Source organism: Borrelia turicatae 91E135 (assembly GCF_000012085.2).
In the GTDB taxonomy this organism is placed as follows: domain Bacteria; phylum Spirochaetota; class Spirochaetia; order Borreliales; family Borreliaceae; genus Borrelia; species Borrelia turicatae.
On the sequence record NZ_CP019364.1, the window covers coordinates 1 to 25128 of the forward strand.

The following is a 25128-nucleotide window of genomic DNA, read 5'->3' on the forward strand; positions in this document are numbered from 1 at the left end:
CTGAGATATAGCCACTTCCTAAAGCCATAAAAAAACAGCGTTCCTTCATAAGGTTCTACCATTAACTTTCCTTAAGAATTATCCAAATCCACAGGAACGAATTTATCTTTTCGACAATAATCATATTCTATTCAGGGAATGGAGCATAGTAGAATTATACTAGCCAATAAAAGGCCACACCACCCCAATTTTAAACATCCCACTTTCCCTTGCCTATATACCAAATCATATTTATTTTTCAATGCATTATTAAGAGCTTAATTTAAATATCTAGCAATATCAGAATAATTGCCGGAAAATTTATCATTCATGTAATTACTCATAATAAGCGTATCAACAAATAATTTCGCGGGCAGAAACCTATCTTCTCTATTGACCTCAAAAATTAATGGATTATCTACTATTCTCATAACTTCCCAAGTTATTTGCTCAATTGCAGTATATCTACCAAACTCTTTATCCTGTTCAATAATTCTTATAGGCATATCTGATATTATTCTATCCATATTTTCTATCAAATATTCTAAATTAAAAAGACCTGTGGCACAATTAAATAAAATCCTAGAACCTCTACATTCAGCTTTAAGTACAGCTTCTTTAGAAATAACACTACCAATATCAACACATGTTAAATGATTATCATCATCCAAGACTAAAACCCCACCCTTTGTATCTAGTGGGGTTTTAACACTAAATTCAAAGCCAGAAGAACTATTAGTTATAGCCATTATGGCAAGAGTCTGTAAATTATATCGTTTTCTATATTCTCAGTTCCTACAATGAGTTTAACTTTATCTTTAAAAGCAGTAAAACGCAACTGATTGCTATCCTCACCATGCAAACTGTTAAAACGATCATATACAGAATGCGTAAATGTATAATACAATTCATATAAATATTCACGCTTAGCATAACCAAACTCATCTTGTAATTCTTGCCTTAACTCCTCATCCTTCATACCCTCTATCAAGCTTTCGGTCTCTTTTAGTGAATTCAAAGTCAATAAAACATGTCCTAGAAGTTTTTTAACTTTATCAACACCCCAATCACCCAGACGAAAGAGAAAATCTAAGCCAGTAAACACATCAAGAAGAGGCCCACCACCAAAAAGAGGTTTAGCTACTACACCTCGTACATACTCAATTATTTCATACTCTTCATCAGACAGCTCAGAATACAGTTTTTCAACCTTTACAAGGGATTCAACCTGTTTTTTAATAACTTCTGATTTATCTTCACGTGTTCTCCAAGCAAAATTATTAGAAAATCTATGATTATTTATAGCTTTATAATAAACCTCATCAGGATTAGACCCACTGAATGCTTCTTTTAAATTCAATAAATATATTTTTCTTAAAAAATTAGACCTATCTCCTTGCTTTGATTCGTCTTTCTTAAAATCTTTCATAACTGCTTCGGTCTCTTTTAATGAGCCAAAAATAAATAAATTACGCTCCATAATTTCTTTAACTCTATCAACACCTAAAACAACAAGCAAGTTATAAAACTCATCCATACTATACGTTTTGTAATCTTCAAGCCTCCCAATACTAGGATCGGTTACTACACCTCGTATATACTCAATTACTTCCCTCTCATCATCAAAAAAACCAAATGTGTCTAAAAGATTATCAAGCTTAGTGCCTATACTGTACTCCGTATCTATTCCTTCAAAAGTACCTATAATATTACTATCTTTAAACACACTATCTCTCATCGCGATTTCTCTTTGTTTTTTTAAATCACAACTTATTATACAGCTTACTACTAGTAATAATAACGAATTATAAATTCTCAACCTTAGCATTAAACATCTCCTTTTTTTAATGAAAGCTAATTTATAAATAAATCATTTATAAATTAAAATATCATCATATAAACATATTATCATATTAACATATAATTATATAACAATATATATTGTAAAACAATCATTATGCTATAACAGACTATTATCACTTCATATTTATTTTACTATTCTCCATTCAATTATTTTATCCATAATAACAACTCTATACCTCACACCTACACACACTAAAACTTAAATTAAATATCAATTCTTCTATCAATGCTATCTTCATTACATGGGTACTGCGTATAAATCCTAATGATGAATTTGACATTGTCCCCGTAATCATTTTCATCATCACTTACTATAAACCCCTCTCAAGCCATAAATTTATAATAAACACTGCTATTCGTTATTATCATATTTTTAGTTCTCTTTCATATTTGTAATAGATTATCTCCAACCAATGAATGCCCTAAATTTTTAAGAGCACAAAAAGAAAAAAAAATACCTCAAGTTAGAAATGATACTTAAAAAGAAATATGACTGCAACCTATACTAGTAAGACTTATCCCAAATTAAAGTAAATGTAAATATTCATACATACACAACGGTCATTCAATCAATTAACGTTATTGCTTATAATTTTGATCATTGATTAACATGTATACCCAAAATTAATAAGTACACTTTACGCATATCCATCTAAATTAAAGGCAATAGCAAAACATCTTATCACATAATTATACAAAGACTATATTTCTTAAAAGAAATCAAACATATTAAATATTTATTTAACAAATCATATAAGTTCATCAATACTGCTAAAGATAAAAATGCAAACCAAACAGCATATCTAACACTTAAAAAGTCTTGTATTTCTTATTTAAGGAGAAAAACAATTTATATTAACACTAAGTGTTGTAGCTCGCTTAAATACTGTCAATATGATATTACATATTTACTAAAAACAATAATTTATTATCCCAGTCAATATCAATGAAAACTCTAATCCCATATAACAAAAAATTATTACAAAAGTTGCAACTACAAGAACAAACTATCAAAAGAAAGATGAACTTGATAAAAACTCTCCTCTTCCCCTTAATACTAGAAACATTATAAAACCTTAGCATTTTTAAACATAATAAAATTATATTATTTGTTATTTTCCAAAACATCATGTGTATGAGATTCTCTTAAAGAAGCAGAGCTTATTTTTACAAATTTAGCGTTTGTCTTTAATTCTAATATTGTTCCCACTCCCAAGTAACCCATTCCAGACATTAGACCTCCCTTTAATTGAAATATAATGTCTTTTAATTTTCCAACATAAGGAACCATTCCTTCAATGCCTTCAGGGATCAATTTACCAGGGGATTCTTTATTTTCAAATTGGAAATATCTTGATTTGGAACCTCTAGCCATAGCAGAAAGAGAGCCCATACCGACATAAACTTTAAATTTTTTTCCATTATAAATTACTTCCTCTGAAGGAGATTCATGAGCACCAGCAAAAAGATTGCCTATCATCACACTATCAGCTCCAGCTGCAATTGCTTTAACTATATCTCCTGAAAATCTAATTCCACCATCCGCTATAATACAAGTATTTGTATGTTTACAGGCTTCAAAAACATCATGAATTGCGGTTAACTGCGGTACTCCAACTCCTGCAACTATTCTTGTTGTACATATGCTTCCTGGACCTATTCCAACCTTCAAACAGTCTGCTCCTGCATCAATTAAATCAAGGGCTGCTTCCTTAGTTACTATATTACCTGCAATAACATCCAAATTTGGATATTTATTTTTAATTTTCCTTACAAGTTCAATTACTCTAGTAGAATGTCCATGTGCAGAATCAATAGCAATTATATCAACATCCGCTTTGACTAATTCTTCAACACGCTCTAAAGTATCAACATCAATAGAAACAGCTGCTCCTACTCTTAGCCTATTTTTCATATCTTTGCATGCATTAGGAAAATACTCTTGATGCTCCACATGATCTATGTCTTTACAGGTTATTAATCCTCTTAAATTGTTTGACTTATCAACAATAAGTAACTTTTCTATCTTATGCCTAAATAATATTTCTTTAGCTTCTGTTAAAGTTATATCTTCTCTTGCTGTAATTAATTTTTTTGTCATTGCATTTATTACAGGAACATTATCATCCGTAATATATTTAATGTCTCTATTAGTCACTAGACCTAATATTTTACCTGTTTTATCTGTCACAGGCAATGCAGAGATCTTATGTTTTGCAATCAATATCTTAGCTTCCTGTACATTTGCATTCTCATCAATAGTGATAGGATTTTTTATAATTCCGGTCCGGTGATAAACCTTTACTATTTCTACTTCTTTCCTTTGATCTTCAATGGTGAGATTTTTATGTATAATTCCTATTCCACCCTCTTTAGCCATAGCTATTGCCATTCGGCTTTCTGTAACTGTATCCATGGCTGAGCTTAAAAAAGGTATATTTAAAGATATATTCTTTGTTAACTTTGTCTTTAAATCAACATCACTGGGTAATACAGATGATTTTCTAGGAATTAAAGAAACATCATCAAAAGTCAAAGCTTCTTTTACTATTTTTTCTATCAATCAGTTCTCCTTATTTTTATTATTCCCATTCTATTGTTGCTGGGGGCTTAGAAGAAATGTCATAACAAACTCTATTTATACCTCTGACCTCATTAATTATTCTTGAAGAAACTTTTCTTAAAAAATCATAAGGTAATTCAACCCAATTAGCAGTCATAAAGTCTAAAGTATTAACACATCGAATAACAGCTGTATATTCATATGTTCTGTTATCCCCCATCACTCCAACAGATTTTACAGGCAATAAAACTACAAATGCTTGCCTTATCTTATAATATAAATTATTTGCCAAAAGCTCTTCTATTAAAATACTATCAGCTCCCTGAAGAATATTAATTTTTTCTTGAGAGATCTTGCCAATTATTCTTATTGCCAATCCCGGACCTGGAAAGGGATGTCTATAAAGAGAATTCTCTTCAATCCCTAATTGAATTCCTAATTGGATTACTTCATCTTTAAAAAGCTCCCTTAACGGTTCTAAAAGTTTTAATCTAATTTTTTCTGGAAGTCCCCCTACATTATGATGTGATTTGATATGTGATGAAAAAACATTATTTCTCGATTCAGACTCAATTACATCTGAATAAATCGTTCCTTGTGCCAAAAACTCTACATCTTTGTCTTCTAAGGCCACCTTTTCAAAAATCTCTACAAATGTTCTTCCTATAATTTTTCTTTTCTCTTCAGGTTCATCTATATTTTCTAAATTCTTCAAAAATATTGAAGAAGAATCAACATATTTTATGTTTAAATTGTACTGTCTACCAAGTTCTAATATCTCCCTAACTTCATTTTTGCGTAACAAGCCAGTATCGATAAAAACACAGATTAAATTACTTTTTATTGCATTATTAATAAGTAATGCACATACTAAAGAATCTGTTCCACCAGAAAGTCCCAAAATTACTTTCTTATCACCTACTTGAAGTCTTATTTTTTCCACAAAATCATCTATGCTATTACTTAAATTCCAGTTCACATGAGCTTGGCAAATTTTAAAAACAAAATTTTTAAGTATTTGATTACCAACCTCTGAACAAGTTACCTCTGGGTGAAATTGTAATCCATAAATTTTTTGCTCTTCATTAAATACAGAAGCAATACAAGTTTCAGTATAAGCTATTTGTTTGAAATTGCTTGGAACTTTTTCAATATTGTCTCCATGACTCATCATTACTTTTAACTTATTAGAAAGACCAAAAAATAAATTAGATTGATCATCTTCGATAAATAGTTCAGTATTACCAAATTCTTGCTTATCACATTTAGAAATTACGCCCCCAAACAATTTAATGATTAGCTGCATTCCATAACATATTCCCAAAATCGGTACACCTAAGTTAAAAATATCAATGTCCACAGTAGGAGCTTCGTCGAGATAAACAGAAGCAGGTCCTCCGCTTAAAATTATCCCCACAGGATACATATCCTTAATCTCTTCTGCAGAAATAGAATATGCAATGACCATTGTATAAACACCCATCTCTCTAATTTTTCTTGCAATCAGTTGACTATACTGAGAGCCAAAATCTAATACAATCACCGCATTATTATTCACTATAAATTCCTTAAAAAATTAGGTTTACTAATAAACTTAAAAAAGATAATCTTATCAACTTTAACAATCAAACCAACTGATTATGCAATGTGTTAACAAGACAAGATAAGACAAAATTCATACCTATAATCCTTAAACAAGGATAGGCAAGAACTCACTTGCCTTATCAATCTATTACCCAAATATATAAGTTAATAAGCTCATTAACTATTAATTTGTATAAGATATTTTATAATAACATCCTGTTATAAACAACTCTATGTTAACTAACTTAGAAATCCAAACTACCACTATTAATAACCATAAAATGACCTAATAATTAGAGTAATTTCAAGATCTCCTGTACCATTTTAGCTGCATTCACTGTTGCCAACTTAAGAAATTCGCTGTATTCAACTTCATTGCCCTCATTGTTTACAATATCAGATATAGATCTAACAACTATAAAAGGAACATTAAAGACATGAGCAACATGTCCCAATGCCGCACCCTCCATCTCTACAGCTATAACATCCTCAAAGTTTGCCACAATCTTTGTCAAATAAACTGGATCAATAAATTGATCTCCTGTTAGTATTAATCCTGAATATCCATTAACACCTTTAAGCTTTGTTTTAATAGCTTTTAAAGCCTTTTCTAGCAAATTTCTATCACTACTAAATTTCTGAGGTAATTCTGGAACCTGTCCAACTTTATGTCCAAATTTAACCAAATCAAAATCATGATAAGCCACCTCTGAAGATACTACTATGTCTCCCACCTTAAGCTTACTTACCTTAGGGTTAACAACCCCACCAGCAACCCCACAATTAATTACATGACTTATATTATATTTTGACAAAAGATAACTAGTCCATAAACTTGTATTTACCTTTCCAATACCCACAACAGCAGAAATAACATTGCGATTAGATATCTTGCCTTTAACAATTTTTTTATTAAGCCCATAATCCTTCAACACTATCTCTTCTTTACGAGACATAAGCTTATTCAGCTCAGCGGCTTCAGAATCCATAGCAAACACTACTAAAATATTGCTATTTTTATTAGAAATAGCATATCCATTAAAACAAACTAATAAAAAAATTAATAACTTAAACACCAAATATTTATGATTACACATAAATGCAAAAATCCTCCATTGCTTCACAAAAATTGCTAATAACTGTAATACTTAACACTATTTCCTAATTTTTCAATCAAAATTTCACCTTTTTTAAAAAATATTGACTTTAACATAAGAATTACATTAAATACAATAAAAATCAACAAAGGAACTACAAACCTTATATTCTAGAAAGATATAAACTAAATACATCGGTATTAAAATTTTTTGAATTTACATATATTGATATAGCAAATATTGCAGTAACATATTATAAAAAAAGAACTATCTTAAAGGACAAATAATGAATTCATTACTAATTAAAGCAAATTATATCGATATTGTGAATAAAGAGATTTACCCTTCTCATATAACAATAAAAAATGGTACCATTTCCAACATAGAAAGAACTAATGAATCTTTAAAAGACTATGTATTACCAGGATTTATTGATTCTCACATACATATAGAAAGTTCCTTGCTTATTCCATCACATTTTGCTCATTTAGTAGTTCAACATGGTACCGTATCTACAATAAGCGATCCTCATGAAATAGCAAATGTCAATGGTATTGATGGTATTAATTTCATGATAAACAACTCCAATAAAATTGATTTTAAAATTTTTTTTGGTGCACCCTCTTGTGTCCCAGCTTTGCCCTTAGAAATTGAAACTTCTGGTCACGTCTTGGATGATAAAGATGTAGATAAGCTACTGGCACTAGATAATATCTATTATCTATCTGAAATGATGAATTTTCCCGGTGTACTTAATAGAGACCCTAAAGTAATGAACAAAATTCATTCTGCTTTGAAGCGTAACAAAGTTGTCGACGGACATGCACCCGGTTTATCACCTGAATCAGTTTTAAAGTACGCATCCGCAGGAATTAGTACCGATCATGAATGTTCAACAATAGAAGATGCACGATATAAATTGTCTTTAGGCATGAAAATCTTAATTAGAGAAGGCAGCGCGGCTAAAAATTTTGAAGCTTTACACCCTCTAATTAGCGAATGTTCAGGAAAATACCGAGATCATTTAATGTTTTGTTGTGATGACGCACATCCTGATATCTTGCTTAACGGGCATATAAACTTAATGGTTTCACGTGCCATAGAATATGGTCATGATTTTTTCGATGTTTTAAAAATAGCTTGTATTAACCCTGTTATACACTATAAAATCCCAGTCGGATTACTACAAGTCGGGGATCCTGCTGATTTTATTATTACTAAAGATCTAAAAACATTTAAAGTAGACAAAACTTACATAAATGGTAAATTGGTATTTAGTGATGGTAAATCATATATCCCACTACTAAATGAAAATCCTATCAATAATTTCAATTGCAGCAAAAAGTCAATTGACGACTTTAAATTTTTTACACAAAGTAAAACTATACCAACAATTAATTGCATTAATAATCAAATTATCACTAATAAAACCATGACTGACAGTAACCTATTAGCACCAAACTTTGAATCAAACATCAGCAAAGACATTTTAAAAATAGCAGTAATAAATCGATACAATAATCACAACAAAATATCGATAGGTTTTACAAAAAATTTTGGACTCAAAAATGGAGCCATTGGAAGCACAGTTGCTCACGACTCTCACAATATCATAGTTCTTGGTACTAGTGATGAATATTTATGCAAAGCAGCAAATCTTATTATTGAGAATAAAGGGGGTTTATGTGCTTTAAATAACCAAGATACCTTAATATTAAAACTTCCAATTGCGGGTTTGATGAGCATGAGCCCACCCAAGGAAGTTGCTTTAAAATATATTCAACTAAATAATTTTTGTAGGAATGTTTTAGGTTCTAATTTAGATTCCCCCTTAATGACATTATCTTTCATGTCATTAACGGTAATTCCTCACTTAAAAATAAATGACAAAGGACTGTTTGATGTTGACTCTTTTTCATTTTTAAATTTCTAGACGAACCAAACAAAAAAACAATACTCTAAAACAAGGAAAAGACTGTTATGAGAGCTAATAATCTCTACTTCTATAATATTAAGTTACCTAAATTGACAATTAAATCACCAATTTATGGTTAAATTATCGCATAAGCAATGTTTGCAGAATCACTGCAAACATTAGTAAATAATGAAGCATCAAAAGCAACAACAAAAAAATAAGTGAGACATGCAATTTCTACATCAATCTTTACAAAATAATTTTATAAATTTAACAAAAATCTATTATTCTCAGTCTCAACAGACATTAAGACACCAACTCCAAAATCGCAGCAACCAACATTCCAAGTTTTTCTATTTGTCCTACTAAAGACTTAAATCGTTGATTCATAAAATAATTAAACTCCTCTAAAATAAACTCTGTTCCTTTAAAAGGCCTATTAAGAAAATCAATAATTTCATCTACTCCAGCATTCCACGTCTTTTTCAGAGACAAAATCCATTCAAGATTTGATTTAATATAATCTAAATCTCTAATAGACATAGTCAGCAATATATCTCTTTTAAGATTCATATTTTCAATTAAATATTCAAGCTTTAATTGATATTTACAAGATACCACACTAAAAATGCAGTTTAAGAGATCAACAACCCCACTAAGGTTGATTTTAGCAAAACATGCCCTTAATTCTTCAAACTTATGCTCATCATAATCAAGTGATGCATAAAATCTTCTTCTATACATTCTGGTGCATTCTGGATTAGAACACACTAAAACAAATTCCTTTTCTCTACAGATAGTATAACTAAAAGGTAAACCATAAAAATCATGAGGTTCACTCATGATTTTTAATTCAGAATATTTTATCTTGTCAACTTCTTTAGAAATCAAATCAATTATTTCTAATCGCAAATTAAAGATTGTTTCATCTGAAGAAGCTTTTTTCTTCACTTTTACCTTAACAGTATTTTTAACAAGATTACTACTTTTAGTTTTTTTAACCCCAATGCTCTTTGAAACATACTTCCCACATCCATTATCTATGTCAGACTTACCTTTACAATGTTCCTTAACATCACAAGCTATAAGTACAAACCCTAAAATTGACAAGACAAACAAATATTCCTTCATAAAAATTCCCCTTGTCATTAAAGTGATGATATTATACCAAATACAAATTAATATCAACTATTAAATTATATAATTTATTAAATTGGATTTAAATGCAGAATAAAAACCTTAAAAATTGTTCTAATAAAAAAGATCTAACCAACAAATTCAAGGATATAAACTAAAAACAAAAACTTACAATCGGCTTCAAACAGTGATATAAACTTAATAATATGCAAATCAAAAATTACAAAATATATTTACTTATATACAAATCAAAAAGGCAACAAGTATTCGGTCTATTGAAAATAATTTAATTTTATTCTAGTAATTTTTTATGCTCCTATCCAGAAGAAATTAAAGTTAAAACGTTAATATGAAAAAATGTATCTATCAATGATAATAATCAAATCGATGAGATTATAAACCAGTAAACCCAAGAGAAAATCAATAAAACTATAAACCATTGATATATCTATAAAATTATTAAATTCAATTCCATAAATCATGAGCTAGAAATAAAAGATAACAGATAACAACACTAAGAAATATTTGATCTCAAATATAACTAAGTTCTTTGACAAATAGGAACACAATAATTTATAAATACAGTCAAATAAAAAACTCGATAAAGTAGCTAATATATATTCAATGATAGTCAATACAAATAGAAAACTATCTGAATAATAAATAGATTACTCTATTGAGTTATAACAATAGAGTAAACAATTTAATGAGAAAATACTAATTTTAAAATAAAAATACAAAATAATAAAAGTATAGTAGGAGCAATTTTTATACTTTCTTTAGTAAACAAACTATGCAATACATTTATAATCACATAAAAAATTATCCCAATTCCTATCCCTGAGGCTATACTATAAGTCAAAGGAATCAAAAACAATATCAAAAAACTGGGAATAGCTTCTCTCATATTTGAAAAATCTATATTCTTTATTTCTTTACACATAAAAAATCCCACATATATTAAAGCAGCTGAAGTTGCACTAGCAGGAACAGCAATAAACAAAGGTGCAAAAAATACTGCCAATAAAAATAAAATACCTGTCACAACTGATGTAAATCCTGTTCTTCCACCCTCAGCTATACCTGTAGAACTCTCGACATAAGTAGTTACAGGGGAGACACCCATAATTGCTCCAAAAGTGGTAGAAATAGCATCAACTAGTAATATTTTACTAGCATTACGTATCTTACCCGTATTATCAGTCAAATCTCCCTTTGAAGCAACACCTACCAAGGTTCCAACAGTGTCAAATAGATCATTAAATAACAAAATAAATACTATAAAAACAAAATTCCAAAAATTTTCACCTAGAATATAAGAAAAGTTTAATTTATTAAATATAGGCGAAATTGATTCATATCTTAAAACACCATCCGGCAATCTAATTCCTATACTCAAAGCAGCTTCTCTATCAAAAAGCGCATAACCCCATGCCATTAAAGTAGTTATACAAATTGATAATAATATACTGCCCCTAATCATTTTAAGTTCAAAAATAAATATGGCAATAATACCTAACAAGGTAAGGAAAACCTTTAAATTTATAATATTCCCAAGACCAATTAATGTGGCTTCGTTCCTAACAATTATCTCACTATTTACAAAACCAATAAAAGCAATAAATAATCCTATCCCAACAGTAATAGCACATCTTAAATTCACCGGCATAGCATTTACAATGCTCTCACGTGCCCTAGATAAAGATAAAATAATAAAAATAATACCTTCAACAAAAACTGCTCCCAAAGCTACTTCCCAAGGTATATTCATACCTTTAACAACAGAAAATGCAAAAAATGCATTAATTCCCATTCCAGAAGCCAATGCCAAAGGAGTATTAGTAAAAACCCCCATAAAAATAGTAGCAAAACCAGCTGTTAAACATGTAGCTGTTACCAATGCTCCCAAAGGCATACCTGTACTAGAGAGTATATAAGGATTAACAACTATTATATACGCCATGCTTAAAAATGTTGTAAGCCCAGCTATAATCTCTGTCTTATAATCAAGACTATTATTTTTAATCTGCGACATTAATGTCTCTCTACCTTTACTCAAAAATAATTCCTCCTTCCAGACAATTTTCATTGTATAAAAAAACCAAAATTAATACTAATATCACCAATAATTAGCACTAATATCATAAAAAACAAACGAAAATGACATCAAAAAAACATGCACAGATTTAAAATCTACACTAACTAAATGAAATTACATTCCTTTAGAACTTGTATCCTCGTATCATATATATCAGCTAACCTTATTATTTTGAAGTAAAATATCTTCACTATCGGACCAATGTGAAAAAACAATGGTTTTAAGAACTTTACCAGAACTGTTTACAATAAAAAATTTTCCAGTCTTAATAAGCTCTAGATACACTTTTAAAGAAATATCCTTACCAACACTAAAGAAAGTCTGAATATATTTATCACCAATTCTTTTATAACGCCTAAGCAGAAACGAAGCCACTATATCATTACCACATTGCAAAAACAGTGGTTCCTTATATCTTAAATTAAATTTGCCAGAAATAGTAAAATAATGCCTTAAAGAAACCTTATTCTTATCAAAAATCAATCTAATATATTTCGAATTGCTACTTAACCCATGAATGTTCTCAAACCCAATAGTTGCACAAGAAAACATCAAGAAAATAAAACAGTAAAAAACAATATACCTATTAGAAAATTTTGTCATCAAAATACTATAAATTTTTACACAAGAACATAATTTACTACAAAATATTATTTTCAAGAGCATATCTTAGAGTATCTCGGGTACTCTCAAAGTCAACATCAATAAATTTAGCATCATATTCAAAAGTCCCTCTAGTCCACACTTGATAAGAATTATCATCTAAAACAAAAGATAAGCTTTTGTAAGGCTTAAGAGCCCTTAAGATAAGATCAGCATTATCTCTATCAATATCAACATACAAAAATCTGAAATTCCCAATGCCAACCACCTTAGAAATATTAACATCACCAATATAGTTATCATCTTGAATTAATTTTAAATAACCACTATCAAAATTTAACTTCGAATCCAAAACAACATTCAAAAACACAGAAAAATCATTAGTCAATTTATCCCTCTTTATATAGATTTGACTATTTGGATAAAAATAAAGGAAGTAATTAGCTCTCTCAATTTTGTCAAATTCTTCATCTAAAAAGTCATGTACATTTAAAGTTTTACATGAAAAAAAAACAAAACAAATAAGAAAAAACTATATCTCATAATTAAATTATATTATACAATATTAGAAGGAGAATGTTTATATTGAATGAAATCCAATAATTTTAGCTCATATATTAAAGCCCCTTATATTTATTCTGATTATATAATCTCAAAATACGCTGTATTACTAATACCAGTACCAATCATAAAGATTGCCATAGGAGAAGGACTTAAAGTATTTGAAATTTCATTTGAAGACAAATACAAAAATTTTGCCGGATACATTAAACCAAACAAAAAAACTATATATATAAACGAAACAATGAATCTACAAAACAAAAGATTTGCAATAGCACAACAACTTGGCCATTATCTAATGCATAAATATCAAGTTTTTAATCCATCAAAGAGAACAGATACGATTAATACTCAAGATAACCAAATGACAATAGAAGCCAACATATTTGCAGCAAACTTATTAATCCCAACTACCACTTTAAGACTAAAAGTATTTCAATATAAATCGATAAAATATCCGCAAAAAGTAATGGCAAAAGAATTTCAAGTATCTGAAAATATAATACACTTTAAGTTAAGCATGCTGAACGAGATTCACAGACTTGAGAAAGAAAACAAGATACAAAAAAAACTAAAAGTTAAGCAAATAGATAGAGCAAGGGCTAAAGAGCTTTTACTGCAAAATGTAGATAAGCTAAAAGAATCAATAGCTATAGATTTAGAAAAAAAAGAAAATACAAGAAAAGAAAGCATAAAAAAAATCTTCGAAGAACTAGAATAAATAACTTATTGCTTGGAAAAGCTTTTAAGTATGTTTTCCAGCTTTCGTTTAGCAAAAATTAAAGCATTCTTATCTTGAATAATCATATCTAAAAAATCTTTTTTAAGCACAATCCAAGATCTATTATCCACATCTATTTTATAATAAGGAAAATTTATTCTTAAAGGAAATTTTTCTTTAATATTATGATCATCTAAATACCTCAAAACCTCGGATTTAAAAGATAAACCTTGAACCACACTATACGCTAAGATAACTTTATATAATCTTTTATTATACAAATAAAGACTCTTAATATATGCAATATTATTATTATAACTAGACTCAGAAATATAAACTGAACCCTTTTGTTCACCTTTCCAAATATCAAAACTACAATTAGAATCATTAAAATTTGTATACTTACTTAGATCAGATTTTGAAATTCTAAGTTCAGGATATATCATCAAAGCTTTTAAAGCTAATAAATCTAAATTATATCCCTCTCCAGATTCATCCAGTAAAATTGTGGAACAACTTAACAAAAATATAAAAATAAAAAATACACAAGAATTTAAAAATATACGCATACAATCAATCTGATTATACTTTTTCGCAAAAACAAAGTAAATAAAATAGATCTGTTTTGATATAATAATATAAAAAATCAACCTAAAGGAACTTAAATGAGTTACTATGCATTAAGCAAAATATTTATGTATCTTGGATATATTATTATAGGAATTACATCCTTTACCATCTTTAACAAAAATTTAAGAGTAAAGATCAAGAGTAAGATAAAAAAGTTTAATTCTCTATATTACTTAACGCTATTTATCCTTTTTATAACCGCTTCTAACTTGTCTCATCATTTCTCAGAAAAACAATTACTAGAAAATTTCCAAATATTCAAAGAAGACTTCCTTGAAGTACACAAAATCAATGCAACATTTTTACAAAAATATCTCTCAAAATTACAAGAACCAATAAAAATGGAATTAATGTCAAAACTAACACCAATAAACACCATATTTAATGCCAGTTTTGAAAAATATTCAAAAAATATAAACAAACCAGCAGATGATATCGTAAAAAATTATAATGCCTATATTAAAGCAATGAACACAGAAATCAAAGACAAGATTGCAAAATTAGAGGAAGAAACTCTGCCAATGTATAACAAATACAAACTGCCTAGTTTAAATAATAAAATATCAGACATAGGTGTTGATAAAGATGGAAACATCATTCCCGTACTTAAAGACTCAAAAGGTCAAATAACGGATTTATTATTTTACGATCAAAACTACAATTTAATTCCATTTAAAGAATATCAAAAACATGGGGTTAAATTTGAGATCATTAAAGATGATAACAATTACTTCAAAGAACTACTAAATGTCTACTATCTTGATTCAAATAATACTCAAGTTACTATTGATTATTATAAAAATAATATTGATACCATTCCCTACTATATAGATTTAAAAGAGAATAAAGATAATTTTCTGAAGAGTATTAAACTTAAAAACGAATACAAAACATACATCGAAGAAAAACGTAAGCTCAAAGTATTAGTAAGCAATGATAATTTAGACGAATTTAAAGTCTTTTTAGAACAAAATCCAAACACTTTTTCATTAAACACAATATTCTCCGATGGAAATCCTGTATTCATTCACGCAGTAAAATCAAAATCCAAGAATATAATAAATTATGCAATGTCAAAAAATTGCAACATCAACCTAACAGATCAGGAAGCCAAAAACGCCCTTCACAATGCTATAATTAGCGGATACGACATAAACTTCATTAGATCTCTTATAAAAAAAGGAGCAAATCCACATATAAGAGACTTAAATAAAAAGTTACCATCCGATTATGCTTCCAAGAACGGAGAAATCTATAAATATTTAAACACTATTACAAAATAAATAACATTTGTAACTTTTCAAATATAATCAAGATAATTAATTATTGATTATTATTACTTTAAATATAGTATATATTAATTAAATTAATTAATATATACTATATTTAAAGATTGAAAGTGAACACGAGGAGAATTTATTATGATTACCACTTCAAACAAATTTGCTATTTTGCAAAAAATCGGTAAAGCCTTCATGTTACCAATAGCCCTTCTACCAGCAGCCGGACTTTTGCTAGGAATTGGTGGTGCATTTACCAATGAAACAATGATTCAAGCTTATAGCCTTGAAAATACTTTGGGACAAGGAACCCTTTTAAACATCATTCTATCAGTCATGAGAGACACTGGTGGTGTGGTATTTGAAAATTTACCGCTAATATTCTCATTAGGCATTGCCATTGGTCTTGCAAATGTAGAAAAAGGTTCCGCGGGACTTGCTGGAGGAATTGGATTTTTAATTATGCACAAAGCTATAAACAGTACCCTTACAATACAAGGAATAACTACCGAAACAGTTAATTCTGCTTATTTAATGACAACAGGACTCAATGAAGCACAAGCTGTTGCAAAATCATTTGAATATACAAATGTACTTGGCATGCACACTCTTCAGATAGGAGTACTTGGGGGCATGATCTCAGGGTTCATTGCTGCATATCTTCACAACAAGTACTACGACATTAAACTACCTCAATTTTTAGCATTCTTTGGGGGAACAAGATTTGTCCCAATAGTTACAACCGGAACAATGTTAATTATTGGTATAATGCTTGTATTTATTTGGCCTCCCATACAAAGCGTAATTGCCATGACAGGTAAAATTGTAGAACAATCTGGTTACTTTGGTTCATTTCTGTTTGGCATCATTGAAAGAACACTAGTTCCAACAGGCCTTCACCACATATTTTATATGCCATTCTGGCAAACACCTTTAGGAGGAACAATGGAAATTAATGGAGAATTAGTCTCAGGTGCACAAAAAATATTTTTCGCACAACTTGCAGATCCAAACTTCTCAGGACACTTTGAAGTTACAAAAGGAACAAGGTTTTGGGTTGGAAAATGGCCAGGACACGCATTTGGACTTCCTGGAGCAGCACTTGCAATGTGGTGGGTAGCAAAACCTGAACGCAAAAAAGAAATGGCAGCATTCTTAGGTTCTGTAGCATTCACATCATTCTTAACAGGAATAACAGAACCCATTGAATTTACATTCCTTTTTGCAGCCCCTATTCTATTCTTTGGATTTAACGTCTTTATGTACGGCATGGGGTTTGTATTGATGCATCTTTTAAACGTTGGAGTAGGAGTAACATTTGCAGACGGATTTATTGATTACCTCCTTTATGGAATACTTCAAGGAAATGAAAGAACAAGTTGGATAAACATACTCTACGTCGGAATACCTTATTTCTTTATATACTTCTTCGTCTTTAAATGGACTATAGTCAGATTTGACTTTAAAACTCCAGGCAGAGAAGACGACGGAGTAACTGCTACAAGGGCAAGTTCAAAAGAAATACTTGATAATTTAAGAGAAGTTACAACTAAAACCATCAAAGGCCTTGGGGGAATTGCTAATATTAAATATAACAGTGCCTGCATTACAAAACTCAGAATTGAAGTATATGACATCAATCTTGTTAAAGATAATGCTTATTTTAAATCAATTGGTGCTAAAGGAATTATAAGACAAGATAAAGGATTACAAATTATATTTGGTGTTGTATCAGATAATGTCAACACAGAAATAGAAAAAATTATGAAAGAACTACAAACATCTCAACAATGACAACTTAAAAGGAATGAGTGGTACTCATTCCTTGACAATAATTTTGTCCTTAATTTTATTTACAAGATCGACAAATATTGCTAATATTAATCATATAATATAATTAAAAATGTTAATTATATTAAATTTTAACAACAATTTAAGGGAGGGGATGTTATGTCAATATCACCAGGATCTATATTTACAACATTACAGAAGGTAGGAAAAGCTTTTATGTTACCAATAGCTCTTTTACCAATAGCTGGTCTTTTACTAGGAATTGGTGGAGCACTTACCAACAAAACAATGATTCAAACTTATGGAATTGAGGACATACTTGGAGAGGGAACTTTAACAAGTTCAATACTATCTTTAATGAAATATACAGGTGAAATAATTTTCGCAAACTTACCTTTAATGTTTGCAGTGGCAATTCCAATTGGATTGGCAAAAGCTGAAAAAGGAACAGCGGCTCTTGCTGGAGTTGTAGGATTTTTAGTTATGCATCAAACTATAAATGGAATTTTATCTCTTCAAGGCATTAATGCTTCAACTGTAAATGTAGAAGCATTAATAGCAATTGGAACACCTGAAGCAGAGGCAATCGCAAAAAGCCAAGAATACACAAATGTACTTGGAATCTTTTCTCTTCAAATGAGCGTAATGGGAGGCATGGTAGCGGGATTTATTGCAGTAATGCTTCATAACAGACTGCATAATATCCAGCTACCAACATTTCTAGCATTTTTTGGAGGATCAAGATTCATTCCCATCATCACCACTCTTGTAATGTTCATGGTAGGAATAATTTTAACATGCATTTGGCCAGTCATTCAAGGAATGATGATCTCATTTGGAAATATTATAGAACAATCTGGTTATTTTGGTTCATTCGCATATGGAGCAATAAAAAGGTCTTTAATACCTTTTGGTCTTCATCACATATTTTATATGCCATTCTGGCAAACATCTTTGGGTGGAACAATGGAAATTAATGGAGAACTAGTCTCAGGTGCACAAAATATCTTCTTCAAACAACTCTCAGATCCTAATACTGTACATTTTGAAGTTACAAGAGGAACACGATTTTTTAGTGGTGAATTTATAGTAATGATTTTTGGATTACCTGGCGCTGCTCTTGCAATGTATCATACCGCAAAAAATGAGAATAAAAAAAACACAGCTTCTCTATTATTATCAGCTAGTTTCACATCAATGCTAACAGGAATAACAGAACCTCTTGAATTTGCATTCCTTTTTGCAGCGCCTGCCCTCTACTATCTTGTATATGTTCCTTTATTTGGATTGGCTCATCTATTAGCACATGTTTTCAATATTGGAGTTGGATTAACATTCTCTGGAGGATTTATCGATATGTTCCTATTTGGAATACTGCAAGGCAATAGCAAAACAACTTGGATAATGATTCCTATTATTGGAATATTTTACTTCATTGGATTTTATTACATTTTCAAACTTGCAATCATAAAATTCAATCTAAAAACACCAGGCCGTGAAGAAGTAGAAGAAGTTACAAAAACAAGTCCACAAAAAACAGCAATATCAGAAATTGCCAGAAAAGTACTAGAAGGACTTGGGGGTAGAGACAACATCACATATCTTGACGCATGTGCATCAAGACTAAGAATAAATGTCAATAAAATAGAACTAGTTAAATCTGTCACTTATTTTAAATCCATTGGAGCAAGCGGAATGCTTCAAAAAGGAAATGGTATCCAAATTATATTTGGAGGATTATCTGACAATATAAGAATGGAAATGGATAAAACTTACATCAATTCTTAAGAAAGCTTTAAGAATATAAAATAGCAATAAGAGGGGTTTTATTTTAAAATAGCTCCTCTTATATTTTATAAAAAAGGATAAGAATATGCACAAATACCAATACCTCATTTCTGGAAAAGTACAAGGTGTAGGATTTAGGTTTTTTACAGAACAAATCGCAACTAAAATAGCAATCAAAGGATTTGTTAAGAACCTAGATGATGGAAAAGTTGAAATAGTAGCTTTTTTCGACAATAAAGAACAAATTGAATTATTTGAAAACACCTTAAAAAAAGGCAATGGTTACTCAAAAATTGAAAACATAGAAAAAAAAATCTTAGACGAAAGATATCCCTTCGATTTCAAGAACTTTTGTTCCTACTACTAATATTTCTATTAATCTTACCCTTAATTACTTTCATCTTACCAATTTTTGCTTTAGTTCCACCCTTATTTGCAAAATTAAGGGACTTTGAACTAGATTGAAAGAAACGCTCAACCCTGAACTTCAAAAAGTCTAATGACTTTTTATCCTTACAAAAAATATTTAGATTGCCATCCGAAAATTTAATGTCAAGCCCATAGTTAGTTTCTGTCCTTAAAAAATTACAAGAAATAAATTCTCCATTTAATTTACTTCTTTTAAAAAGGAAAAAATATTTCTTACCTCTCTTAGAGTCTCTAAAATCAATTTTCAACCAATCTTGCATCGGTTGAATTGAAACCAAACTATCATAAAGATAGGAAATATAAATCATTCTATTACCATCGACACTTAATGTCTTCTTAAAAAAATAAAGAAATCCTGTATCCATACAATTAACAAATATATTACAAATCAAAATATTTTAAAAAACTCTAAATTAGTCAAAATAAATATTAAACATCAAAATAAAATTAACTTTTTTACAATATACCTAAACATCATATTCAAAAATCAAGGCTAAATACTCACCAAGTTTTGCATAATTATAATTATAACCATATTTTTGCTTGAAAGACTTACGAATTTTAACATTAAGGCCCCTTAGCATTTCCAATTTCTCTAAACCATCTTCGATCATCAGCTCTTTAATTACATGCAAAGTCTTGACGTAATTTTCATCCATAACACCACACTCCTCTATCAAAACATTTAATCTTTGCATAGTAACAACAGAATATGTAGTCTTTCTCCTAACATACGTGCATATCCGTCTTTTAATCAATTTAAGCAAATCAATATCAGCATTATCATCTAAAGTCTCCAAGATATAACGATTGTAATGAAAAGCGGTTATTATATCATCATGTTCATGTCCTAAAACCGTGGTTATCCACAAATTGAGCTCCATATTTTTTGGAGCAAATGCAAGGTAAGAAAACCTACTATAAAGCCTTCGACAAAAATAAACTGACTCTTCAGGTTCAAATATATTTTCAAAGATCTTACGAAATAGCCTATTATAACTATAAGCAAGATTTGAGGATATAATTTCTTTTGAAAGTTTTTCTGTCCTCTCCATATATCTTATCTCTTCTATTGAATCAATAATCAATTTAGAATCAGCAAAAGTGGGAAAAACAATTTCATGAATTAAATTATGCTCTTTCTTCTTTGCAATATGCTTCATGAAAATATGTTCACTATCTTCAACATAAAATTTAGATATTTTCATTATTTCAACAGGACGCCGTCCGGTTGCCATTAATACTCCATAAAACTTTAATCGAATATCCCTTTTTTGAGTCAACAAAATATTTATTATCTCAATATAAGTTTTTAAGTTTATCTTAACCGGTATCTGCTCTTTTCTATAACTATTAATTTTTGAAATCTTATAATGATGGGAATAATTATTTAACCATTCAGGACTTTTAAACAAACTTAGGAAAAACTCAAAATAAACCTTTTTACCTAAAATATTATTAGAAACCATCAACTCCTCAATTTTACATAAATCTTTTATATCGATATTAGATAGTGCCTTTACTTTTTTAGGAATCCAAAAAAATAAAAGCTTATTTTTTTGTCTTATCTCCTCAATCACTGAAAGATTGATATATTCCTTTATTATTTTACGGGTTTTAGAAAGATTCAATATGATTGAAAGATTAGTAAACTTATCCTTCCTTAAGAGAATACCTCTATGTTTCTCAGCAAGAGTACTCAGACTTTCATTTAATTTAGAATATGAAATCTCATATTTCAAATACTTAACATATATTGCTTCCAAGTTTTTTCTAAAAAACTCAAGCTCTTTTTTTATATTAACTTTCAAAGACATACTAAACAAATTATAGCAAGAAAAAATAATAAGAACATCTACTTAAACTACTATCAACTTATAAAACAAAACAATTTACTAAACACATACTTAAATAAAAAGTATAATAACAAAGAATTACCAATAAAGTTTCTATTATCACATAAATCTCTCAATAGCCTTAAAAACATAGTAATAGAAAACAATATATGCCTCTCTTAAAGTAGAATACTTGGAACTTCCCACAAAATACATAAGTTCACTTGTACTTGAATTAATATCATCTTCATGGTTTCTAATCTCAAATTCACGGTTAATCTTTTTTATATGCTCTAAACTAAAAGTATAAGTAGAAAATTGACTATTATTAGCTATATCAAGCTCACTTTTTAATACAATTTCTCTTTTAAATATTTTTTTAACTTGAAACTCAAATGAATTGGGAGGAATAGCATTAAAAAAATCAAACTTAAATCCAAAATCAAAAATAAACCCAAATTTATAATCCAATAAACCTGCAACTTTTGAATACAAAATTACCTGCATCTCAATATTTTGCGTATCTTTATCCAAGATAAAGTAATAAGAATAACCATTAATATCCTTAACAGAATCAAAATACTCTTTAGAATGAACTCGGGTTCTAAATTTATTACCACCTAAATATTCATAACCTGCAATTTCCAATTTTATTGATTCTTCTAAAGGAAGGAAAAATCTTGATGCAGTATCAAAATTGCAAGAACAAAAGATGAAAATGCAAAGTAAAACAATCTTATAAACTACTTTCAACAAACCCTCGTGATAAAATCTACCTATTATTAAAAAAGAATATCTAAATATCTACTTAATAATATATCAAACAATTCACAAACAAGAACAAAATAATTTTACTATTATTAAAATAAAACAATATAAAATAAATTTAAGGTATGAATGTATCATCTAAAGACTTTACTTTTCTCCAACATTTAATTAAAATATCACTAACGTTTTAAATATAAAGATCAAACGATAGGAGTTTAAAATGAGACAAGAAAAGATCAGTAAGATGCCATTTAACAAAGTAGTAGATCGAAGATTAAAGGTGTTTTGGGTAATTCAAAAGTTGCAACATAATTATTTCACAAATAAGAGAAGGTATTCTTTAAGAAATGTTGTAATGATGGTAAATTCAATTTTAGAAAAAAAAGGATTTAAAACAGTAACAAAAAGGACTATACAAAGCGATATTAAAAACTTTGAAGAAATTGGTCTGTTAAAAATCGACTTTAACCCACTTGGAAAAAACAATGGTAGTTTTACTTACTATATAATCAACAAAACTCTTGAAAAAATAGCTAATAAAGCAATAAGCAAAGCTTATTTCATTCAAAGGAAAAAAAACATAGATCACGCAAGAGATAATGCTATTAAAAAAGACAAATTGAAAGAACAAAATCAACAATTCAAAATTTCACATCAGATATTTTCACATCTTTTAGGTTATATAAAAAGTAAATACAATAAATATAAGAATTCTGGTTTGCAAGACACCAAAACCAAAGAGAAAAAATTAGAGAAAATCATACTACAGAAGTTTGTGAGGATAAAAAATGAAGACCTAAATGAAATGAAAAACATTGTAAAAACACAGATAAGCTATAAAAATACACTATGGAACTTAAAGGACTTCATGGAAGAATTAAGAGAATATAATGAAGATGATGCGGTAAGTTTTTTTAAAACCATACTCAGAAAAAAGAAAGATAAAATATGGTTCATGTCAAAAAGAAATATAAATACGGACTTTAACATAATGATAGGAGAATTTAAAGACAAAAATAAAACTAAAGCACAAAAATTACATCAAGATCGAGAAAAAATAAGGAAACCAAAGATGAACTATATAGATAATCCGAATGAAATAGTGAAGGCTAGCGAATTGATAATGGAAATTATGAAAACAAGGTTACTGGTTTCTAATTAGGGAAATATGAAAAAAGTGGAAAAGGCAATATATGAGTTAAAAGCGAGATTGATGGCAAGAAAGTCAGAACTGGATCAGGAACGTAAAAAATTTTTTAAAAAGATAGAAGAAAAAAACTATAAAAAAATGTACCATACAAAAATTTTCAGTATGATAAATAATTTCGAAGCAAGACCAAATAAAGGTAAATTTTGGTTATGTTTTAGGAATGTTTTCGATCCCAATAAATATGAAAGTCTTCATTTATTTCATATGAGACAAGGAGATAAATTTATAGGAATTTACTATGGATTTACAAAGTTACCAAAACCATTTATTATAAATTACAAGGAAAATGAAGTAAAAAAGACATCTAGAATAATAAAAATTTATTACATTGAATTTAGATTTAAAAAGGGAAGTGTTTTTTGTTATCTGAGAAGTTTACATACACTGTTGAAATCAAAAAATAAGGAAAGGATGTTTTACAATTCTTTGTTAGATAGAACTTTAAGATTGGAGAGGGAAGTCCACCAATTTTATGGAAAAGAATATCTTGAAGACAGAGGAATATTAAGATGGATAAAAGAAAACCAAAGATAATTACCATAGCCTCAATCAAGGGAGGTGTCGGTAAAAGTACAACAGCTTTGTTTTTTAGTAATATTCTTTCAAGTAAAAAATACAAAACACTATTAATTGATCTAGATCCACAAGCCAGTGGTACGAGTTTTTACATTAATCTTATAAAGAGTCAAAATATAGATATAAAGAAAGTTAATATATACAGAGTGTTAAAAAAAGAATTGGATATCGAAAATTCAGTTGTAAAGATCAATGAAAATCTTGATTTTATAGCAAGTCACTTGACTTTAAGTCAGTTTAATGAAGAGAGTATCTCCTTAAAGGAAAGTCTACTTAAAATATTCTTAAGTTATATACAACACAGGTATAATTTCATAATTATGGATACAGCTCCGACGTTAGGAAGTTTACTAAATAATAGTTTAATAGTCACTGATTATCTTATCATCCCTTTACCAACCGATCAGTGGGCGATTGAGAGTGTAGATTTAATAACTAACAGATTGAGGGATATATTTAGAAGTGAATTACCAACATTTTATTTAGTAACGAACCTGATTGAAAGGCAAACCATAGATAAAGAATTAAAAGAATTTATTGAGAATGAGTATAAGGAAAAATTTTTAGGTAGTGTTCCAAAGCGAGATAATTTGAGAAAAACTATTTTTCACAGAGTTGATTTTAATTCAAATGAAGACTACTACAAAGCTTATAAAGAAATATTAGAAAACTTTTTAAGTAGGATTGATAATTAGTTCCA

At 29.0% G+C, this 25128-nt stretch carries 22 protein-coding genes and 1 pseudogene; 9 read left to right on the top strand and 14 right to left on the bottom strand.

What is annotated here, in order from left to right; genetic code table 11:
* Nucleotides 1-190 precede the first annotated feature (190 nt).
* The 6 genes and pseudogenes from BT0_RS04575 to BT0_RS04595 form a co-directional block, all read right to left on the bottom strand.
* A pseudogene (locus tag BT0_RS04575) lies at nucleotides 191-749 on the bottom strand (UTP--glucose-1-phosphate uridylyltransferase); the annotation flags it as partial.
* Nucleotides 728-1807, bottom strand: a complete 1080-nt coding sequence (locus BT0_RS04580; protein WP_418214860.1) for a BTA121 domain-containing protein surface lipoprotein — start codon at nucleotides 1805-1807, stop codon at nucleotides 728-730. The gene BT0_RS04580 and the pseudogene BT0_RS04575, both read right to left, overlap by 22 nt.
* A gap of 205 nt (nucleotides 1808-2012) precedes the next feature.
* The gene (locus BT0_RS06115; RefSeq protein ID WP_257789427.1) at nucleotides 2013-2147 is read right to left on the bottom strand and encodes a hypothetical protein; all 135 of its coding nucleotides are present in this window, start codon (nucleotides 2145-2147) and stop codon (nucleotides 2013-2015) included.
* An 800-nt stretch (nucleotides 2148-2947) separates the two neighbouring features.
* Entirely contained in the window at nucleotides 2948-4405 is a 1458-nt protein-coding gene (guaB, locus tag BT0_RS04585) for an IMP dehydrogenase (RefSeq protein ID WP_088895103.1), read from the bottom strand.
* 19 nt (nucleotides 4406-4424) lie between these two features.
* Entirely contained in the window at nucleotides 4425-5963 is a 1539-nt protein-coding gene (gene guaA, locus BT0_RS04590; RefSeq protein ID WP_088895104.1) for a glutamine-hydrolyzing GMP synthase, read from the bottom strand.
* A 319-nt stretch (nucleotides 5964-6282) separates the two neighbouring features.
* Nucleotides 6283-7086, bottom strand: a complete 804-nt coding sequence (locus BT0_RS04595; protein WP_088895105.1) for a 5'-methylthioadenosine/adenosylhomocysteine nucleosidase — start codon at nucleotides 7084-7086, stop codon at nucleotides 6283-6285.
* Nucleotides 7087-7372: 286 nt separating this feature from the next.
* On the opposite strand from BT0_RS04595, the gene ade reads away from it, so the two are divergent.
* Nucleotides 7373-9019: an adenine deaminase gene (gene ade, locus BT0_RS04600; protein ID WP_088895106.1), complete on the top strand. Its 1647-nt coding sequence runs from the start codon at nucleotides 7373-7375 to the stop codon at nucleotides 9017-9019.
* 288 nt (nucleotides 9020-9307) lie between these two features.
* Here the strand turns inward: ade and BT0_RS04605 are convergent, their stop codons facing one another.
* The 4 genes from BT0_RS04605 to BT0_RS04620 form a co-directional block, all read right to left on the bottom strand.
* Nucleotides 9308-10132: a complement regulator-acquiring protein gene (locus tag BT0_RS04605; RefSeq protein ID WP_161491415.1), complete on the bottom strand. Its 825-nt coding sequence runs from the start codon at nucleotides 10130-10132 to the stop codon at nucleotides 9308-9310.
* Between the two features lie 709 nt (nucleotides 10133-10841).
* The gene (locus tag BT0_RS04610; RefSeq protein ID WP_088895108.1) at nucleotides 10842-12197 is read right to left on the bottom strand and encodes an NCS2 family permease; all 1356 of its coding nucleotides are present in this window, start codon (nucleotides 12195-12197) and stop codon (nucleotides 10842-10844) included.
* Between the two features lie 192 nt (nucleotides 12198-12389).
* Nucleotides 12390-12788, bottom strand: a complete 399-nt coding sequence (locus BT0_RS04615; RefSeq protein ID WP_236842860.1) for a hypothetical protein — start codon at nucleotides 12786-12788, stop codon at nucleotides 12390-12392.
* Nucleotides 12789-12876: 88 nt separating this feature from the next.
* Nucleotides 12877-13227, bottom strand: a complete 351-nt coding sequence (locus BT0_RS04620; RefSeq protein WP_236842861.1) for a hypothetical protein — start codon at nucleotides 13225-13227, stop codon at nucleotides 12877-12879.
* Nucleotides 13228-13428: 201 nt separating this feature from the next.
* Between BT0_RS04620 and BT0_RS04625 the strand changes: the two genes are divergently transcribed.
* Entirely contained in the window at nucleotides 13429-14121 is a 693-nt protein-coding gene (locus tag BT0_RS04625) for an ImmA/IrrE family metallo-endopeptidase (RefSeq protein ID WP_088895109.1), read from the top strand.
* A gap of 5 nt (nucleotides 14122-14126) precedes the next feature.
* Here the strand turns inward: BT0_RS04625 and BT0_RS04630 are convergent, their stop codons facing one another.
* Nucleotides 14127-14690 carry a hypothetical protein gene (locus BT0_RS04630; protein WP_088895110.1) on the bottom strand — a complete coding sequence of 188 codons (564 nt, stop codon included), beginning with the start codon at nucleotides 14688-14690 and terminating at the stop codon, nucleotides 14127-14129.
* Between the two features lie 96 nt (nucleotides 14691-14786).
* Between BT0_RS04630 and BT0_RS04635 the strand changes: the two genes are divergently transcribed.
* The 4 genes from BT0_RS04635 (at nucleotide 14787) to BT0_RS04650 (ending at nucleotide 19977) form a co-directional block, all read left to right on the top strand.
* Nucleotides 14787-16034 (top strand): ankyrin repeat domain-containing protein, encoded by a 1248-nt coding sequence (locus BT0_RS04635; protein ID WP_088895111.1) that lies wholly within the window; start codon nucleotides 14787-14789, stop codon nucleotides 16032-16034.
* 138 nt (nucleotides 16035-16172) lie between these two features.
* On the top strand, nucleotides 16173-17825 hold the full coding sequence (locus tag BT0_RS04640; RefSeq protein WP_088895112.1) for a PTS transporter subunit EIIC: 1653 nt from the start codon (nucleotides 16173-16175) through the stop codon (nucleotides 17823-17825).
* Between the two features lie 156 nt (nucleotides 17826-17981).
* Entirely contained in the window at nucleotides 17982-19610 is a 1629-nt protein-coding gene (locus BT0_RS04645) for a PTS transporter subunit EIIC (protein ID WP_088895113.1), read from the top strand.
* A gap of 85 nt (nucleotides 19611-19695) precedes the next feature.
* Nucleotides 19696-19977, top strand: a complete 282-nt coding sequence (locus BT0_RS04650) for an acylphosphatase (protein ID WP_088895114.1) — start codon at nucleotides 19696-19698, stop codon at nucleotides 19975-19977.
* Here the strand turns inward: BT0_RS04650 and BT0_RS04655 are convergent.
* The 3 genes from BT0_RS04655 to BT0_RS04665 form a co-directional block, all read right to left on the bottom strand.
* The gene (locus BT0_RS04655) at nucleotides 19952-20404 is read right to left on the bottom strand and encodes a hypothetical protein (RefSeq protein WP_088895127.1); all 453 of its coding nucleotides are present in this window, start codon (nucleotides 20402-20404) and stop codon (nucleotides 19952-19954) included. The two genes, BT0_RS04650 and BT0_RS04655, sit on opposite strands and share 26 nt — an antisense overlap.
* Before the next feature lie 102 nt (nucleotides 20405-20506).
* Nucleotides 20507-21856: a protelomerase family protein gene (locus BT0_RS04660; protein WP_088895128.1), complete on the bottom strand. Its 1350-nt coding sequence runs from the start codon at nucleotides 21854-21856 to the stop codon at nucleotides 20507-20509.
* Nucleotides 21857-21994: 138 nt separating this feature from the next.
* Nucleotides 21995-22627, bottom strand: a complete 633-nt coding sequence (locus tag BT0_RS04665) for a hypothetical protein (protein WP_088895115.1) — start codon at nucleotides 22625-22627, stop codon at nucleotides 21995-21997.
* Between the two features lie 235 nt (nucleotides 22628-22862).
* Between BT0_RS04665 and BT0_RS04670 the strand changes: the two genes are divergently transcribed.
* From BT0_RS04670 to BT0_RS04680, 3 genes are read left to right on the top strand one after another with little or no spacing between them, the layout of a single operon-like run.
* Complete coding sequence (locus BT0_RS04670; protein ID WP_088895116.1) at nucleotides 22863-23804, top strand: plasmid maintenance protein; 942 nt, start codon at nucleotides 22863-22865, stop codon at nucleotides 23802-23804.
* A gap of 6 nt (nucleotides 23805-23810) precedes the next feature.
* Entirely contained in the window at nucleotides 23811-24386 is a 576-nt protein-coding gene (locus BT0_RS04675; protein WP_145954707.1) for a DUF226 domain-containing protein, read from the top strand.
* Nucleotides 24362-25123: a ParA family protein gene (locus tag BT0_RS04680; protein WP_088895117.1), complete on the top strand. Its 762-nt coding sequence runs from the start codon at nucleotides 24362-24364 to the stop codon at nucleotides 25121-25123. Before BT0_RS04675 ends, BT0_RS04680 begins: the two co-directional genes overlap by 25 nt.
* The last annotated feature ends 5 nt before the right edge of the window (nucleotides 25124-25128 follow it).

What these genes read in the sequence shown, in the direction of transcription:
- BT0_RS04625 (WP_088895109.1), top strand. Translation starts at nt 13,429, where the DNA reads ATGAAATCCAATAATTTTAGCTCATATATTAAAGCCCCTTATATTTAT.
- BT0_RS04670 (WP_088895116.1), top strand. Translation starts at nt 22,863, where the DNA reads ATGAGACAAGAAAAGATCAGTAAGATGCCATTTAACAAAGTAGTAGAT.
- BT0_RS04615 (WP_236842860.1), bottom strand. Translation starts at nt 12,788, where the DNA reads ATGTTTTCTTGTGCAACTATTGGGTTTGAGAACATTCATGGGTTAAGT.
- BT0_RS04675 (WP_145954707.1), top strand. Translation starts at nt 23,811, where the DNA reads ATGAAAAAAGTGGAAAAGGCAATATATGAGTTAAAAGCGAGATTGATG.
- BT0_RS04650 (WP_088895114.1), top strand. Translation starts at nt 19,696, where the DNA reads ATGCACAAATACCAATACCTCATTTCTGGAAAAGTACAAGGTGTAGGA.
- BT0_RS04605 (WP_161491415.1), bottom strand. Translation starts at nt 10,132, where the DNA reads ATGAAGGAATATTTGTTTGTCTTGTCAATTTTAGGGTTTGTACTTATA.
- BT0_RS06115 (WP_257789427.1), bottom strand. Translation starts at nt 2,147, where the DNA reads ATGATGAAAATGATTACGGGGACAATGTCAAATTCATCATTAGGATTT.
- BT0_RS04655 (WP_088895127.1), bottom strand. Translation starts at nt 20,404, where the DNA reads ATGGATACAGGATTTCTTTATTTTTTTAAGAAGACATTAAGTGTCGAT.
- ade (WP_088895106.1), top strand. Translation starts at nt 7,373, where the DNA reads ATGAATTCATTACTAATTAAAGCAAATTATATCGATATTGTGAATAAA.
- BT0_RS04580 (WP_418214860.1), bottom strand. Translation starts at nt 1,807, where the DNA reads ATGCTAAGGTTGAGAATTTATAATTCGTTATTATTACTAGTAGTAAGC.
- BT0_RS04660 (WP_088895128.1), bottom strand. Translation starts at nt 21,856, where the DNA reads ATGTCTTTGAAAGTTAATATAAAAAAAGAGCTTGAGTTTTTTAGAAAA.
- BT0_RS04595 (WP_088895105.1), bottom strand. Translation starts at nt 7,086, where the DNA reads ATGTGTAATCATAAATATTTGGTGTTTAAGTTATTAATTTTTTTATTA.
- BT0_RS04635 (WP_088895111.1), top strand. Translation starts at nt 14,787, where the DNA reads ATGAGTTACTATGCATTAAGCAAAATATTTATGTATCTTGGATATATT.
- BT0_RS04640 (WP_088895112.1), top strand. Translation starts at nt 16,173, where the DNA reads ATGATTACCACTTCAAACAAATTTGCTATTTTGCAAAAAATCGGTAAA.
- BT0_RS04680 (WP_088895117.1), top strand. Translation starts at nt 24,362, where the DNA reads ATGGATAAAAGAAAACCAAAGATAATTACCATAGCCTCAATCAAGGGA.
- BT0_RS04630 (WP_088895110.1), bottom strand. Translation starts at nt 14,690, where the DNA reads ATGCGTATATTTTTAAATTCTTGTGTATTTTTTATTTTTATATTTTTG.
- BT0_RS04645 (WP_088895113.1), top strand. Translation starts at nt 17,982, where the DNA reads ATGTCAATATCACCAGGATCTATATTTACAACATTACAGAAGGTAGGA.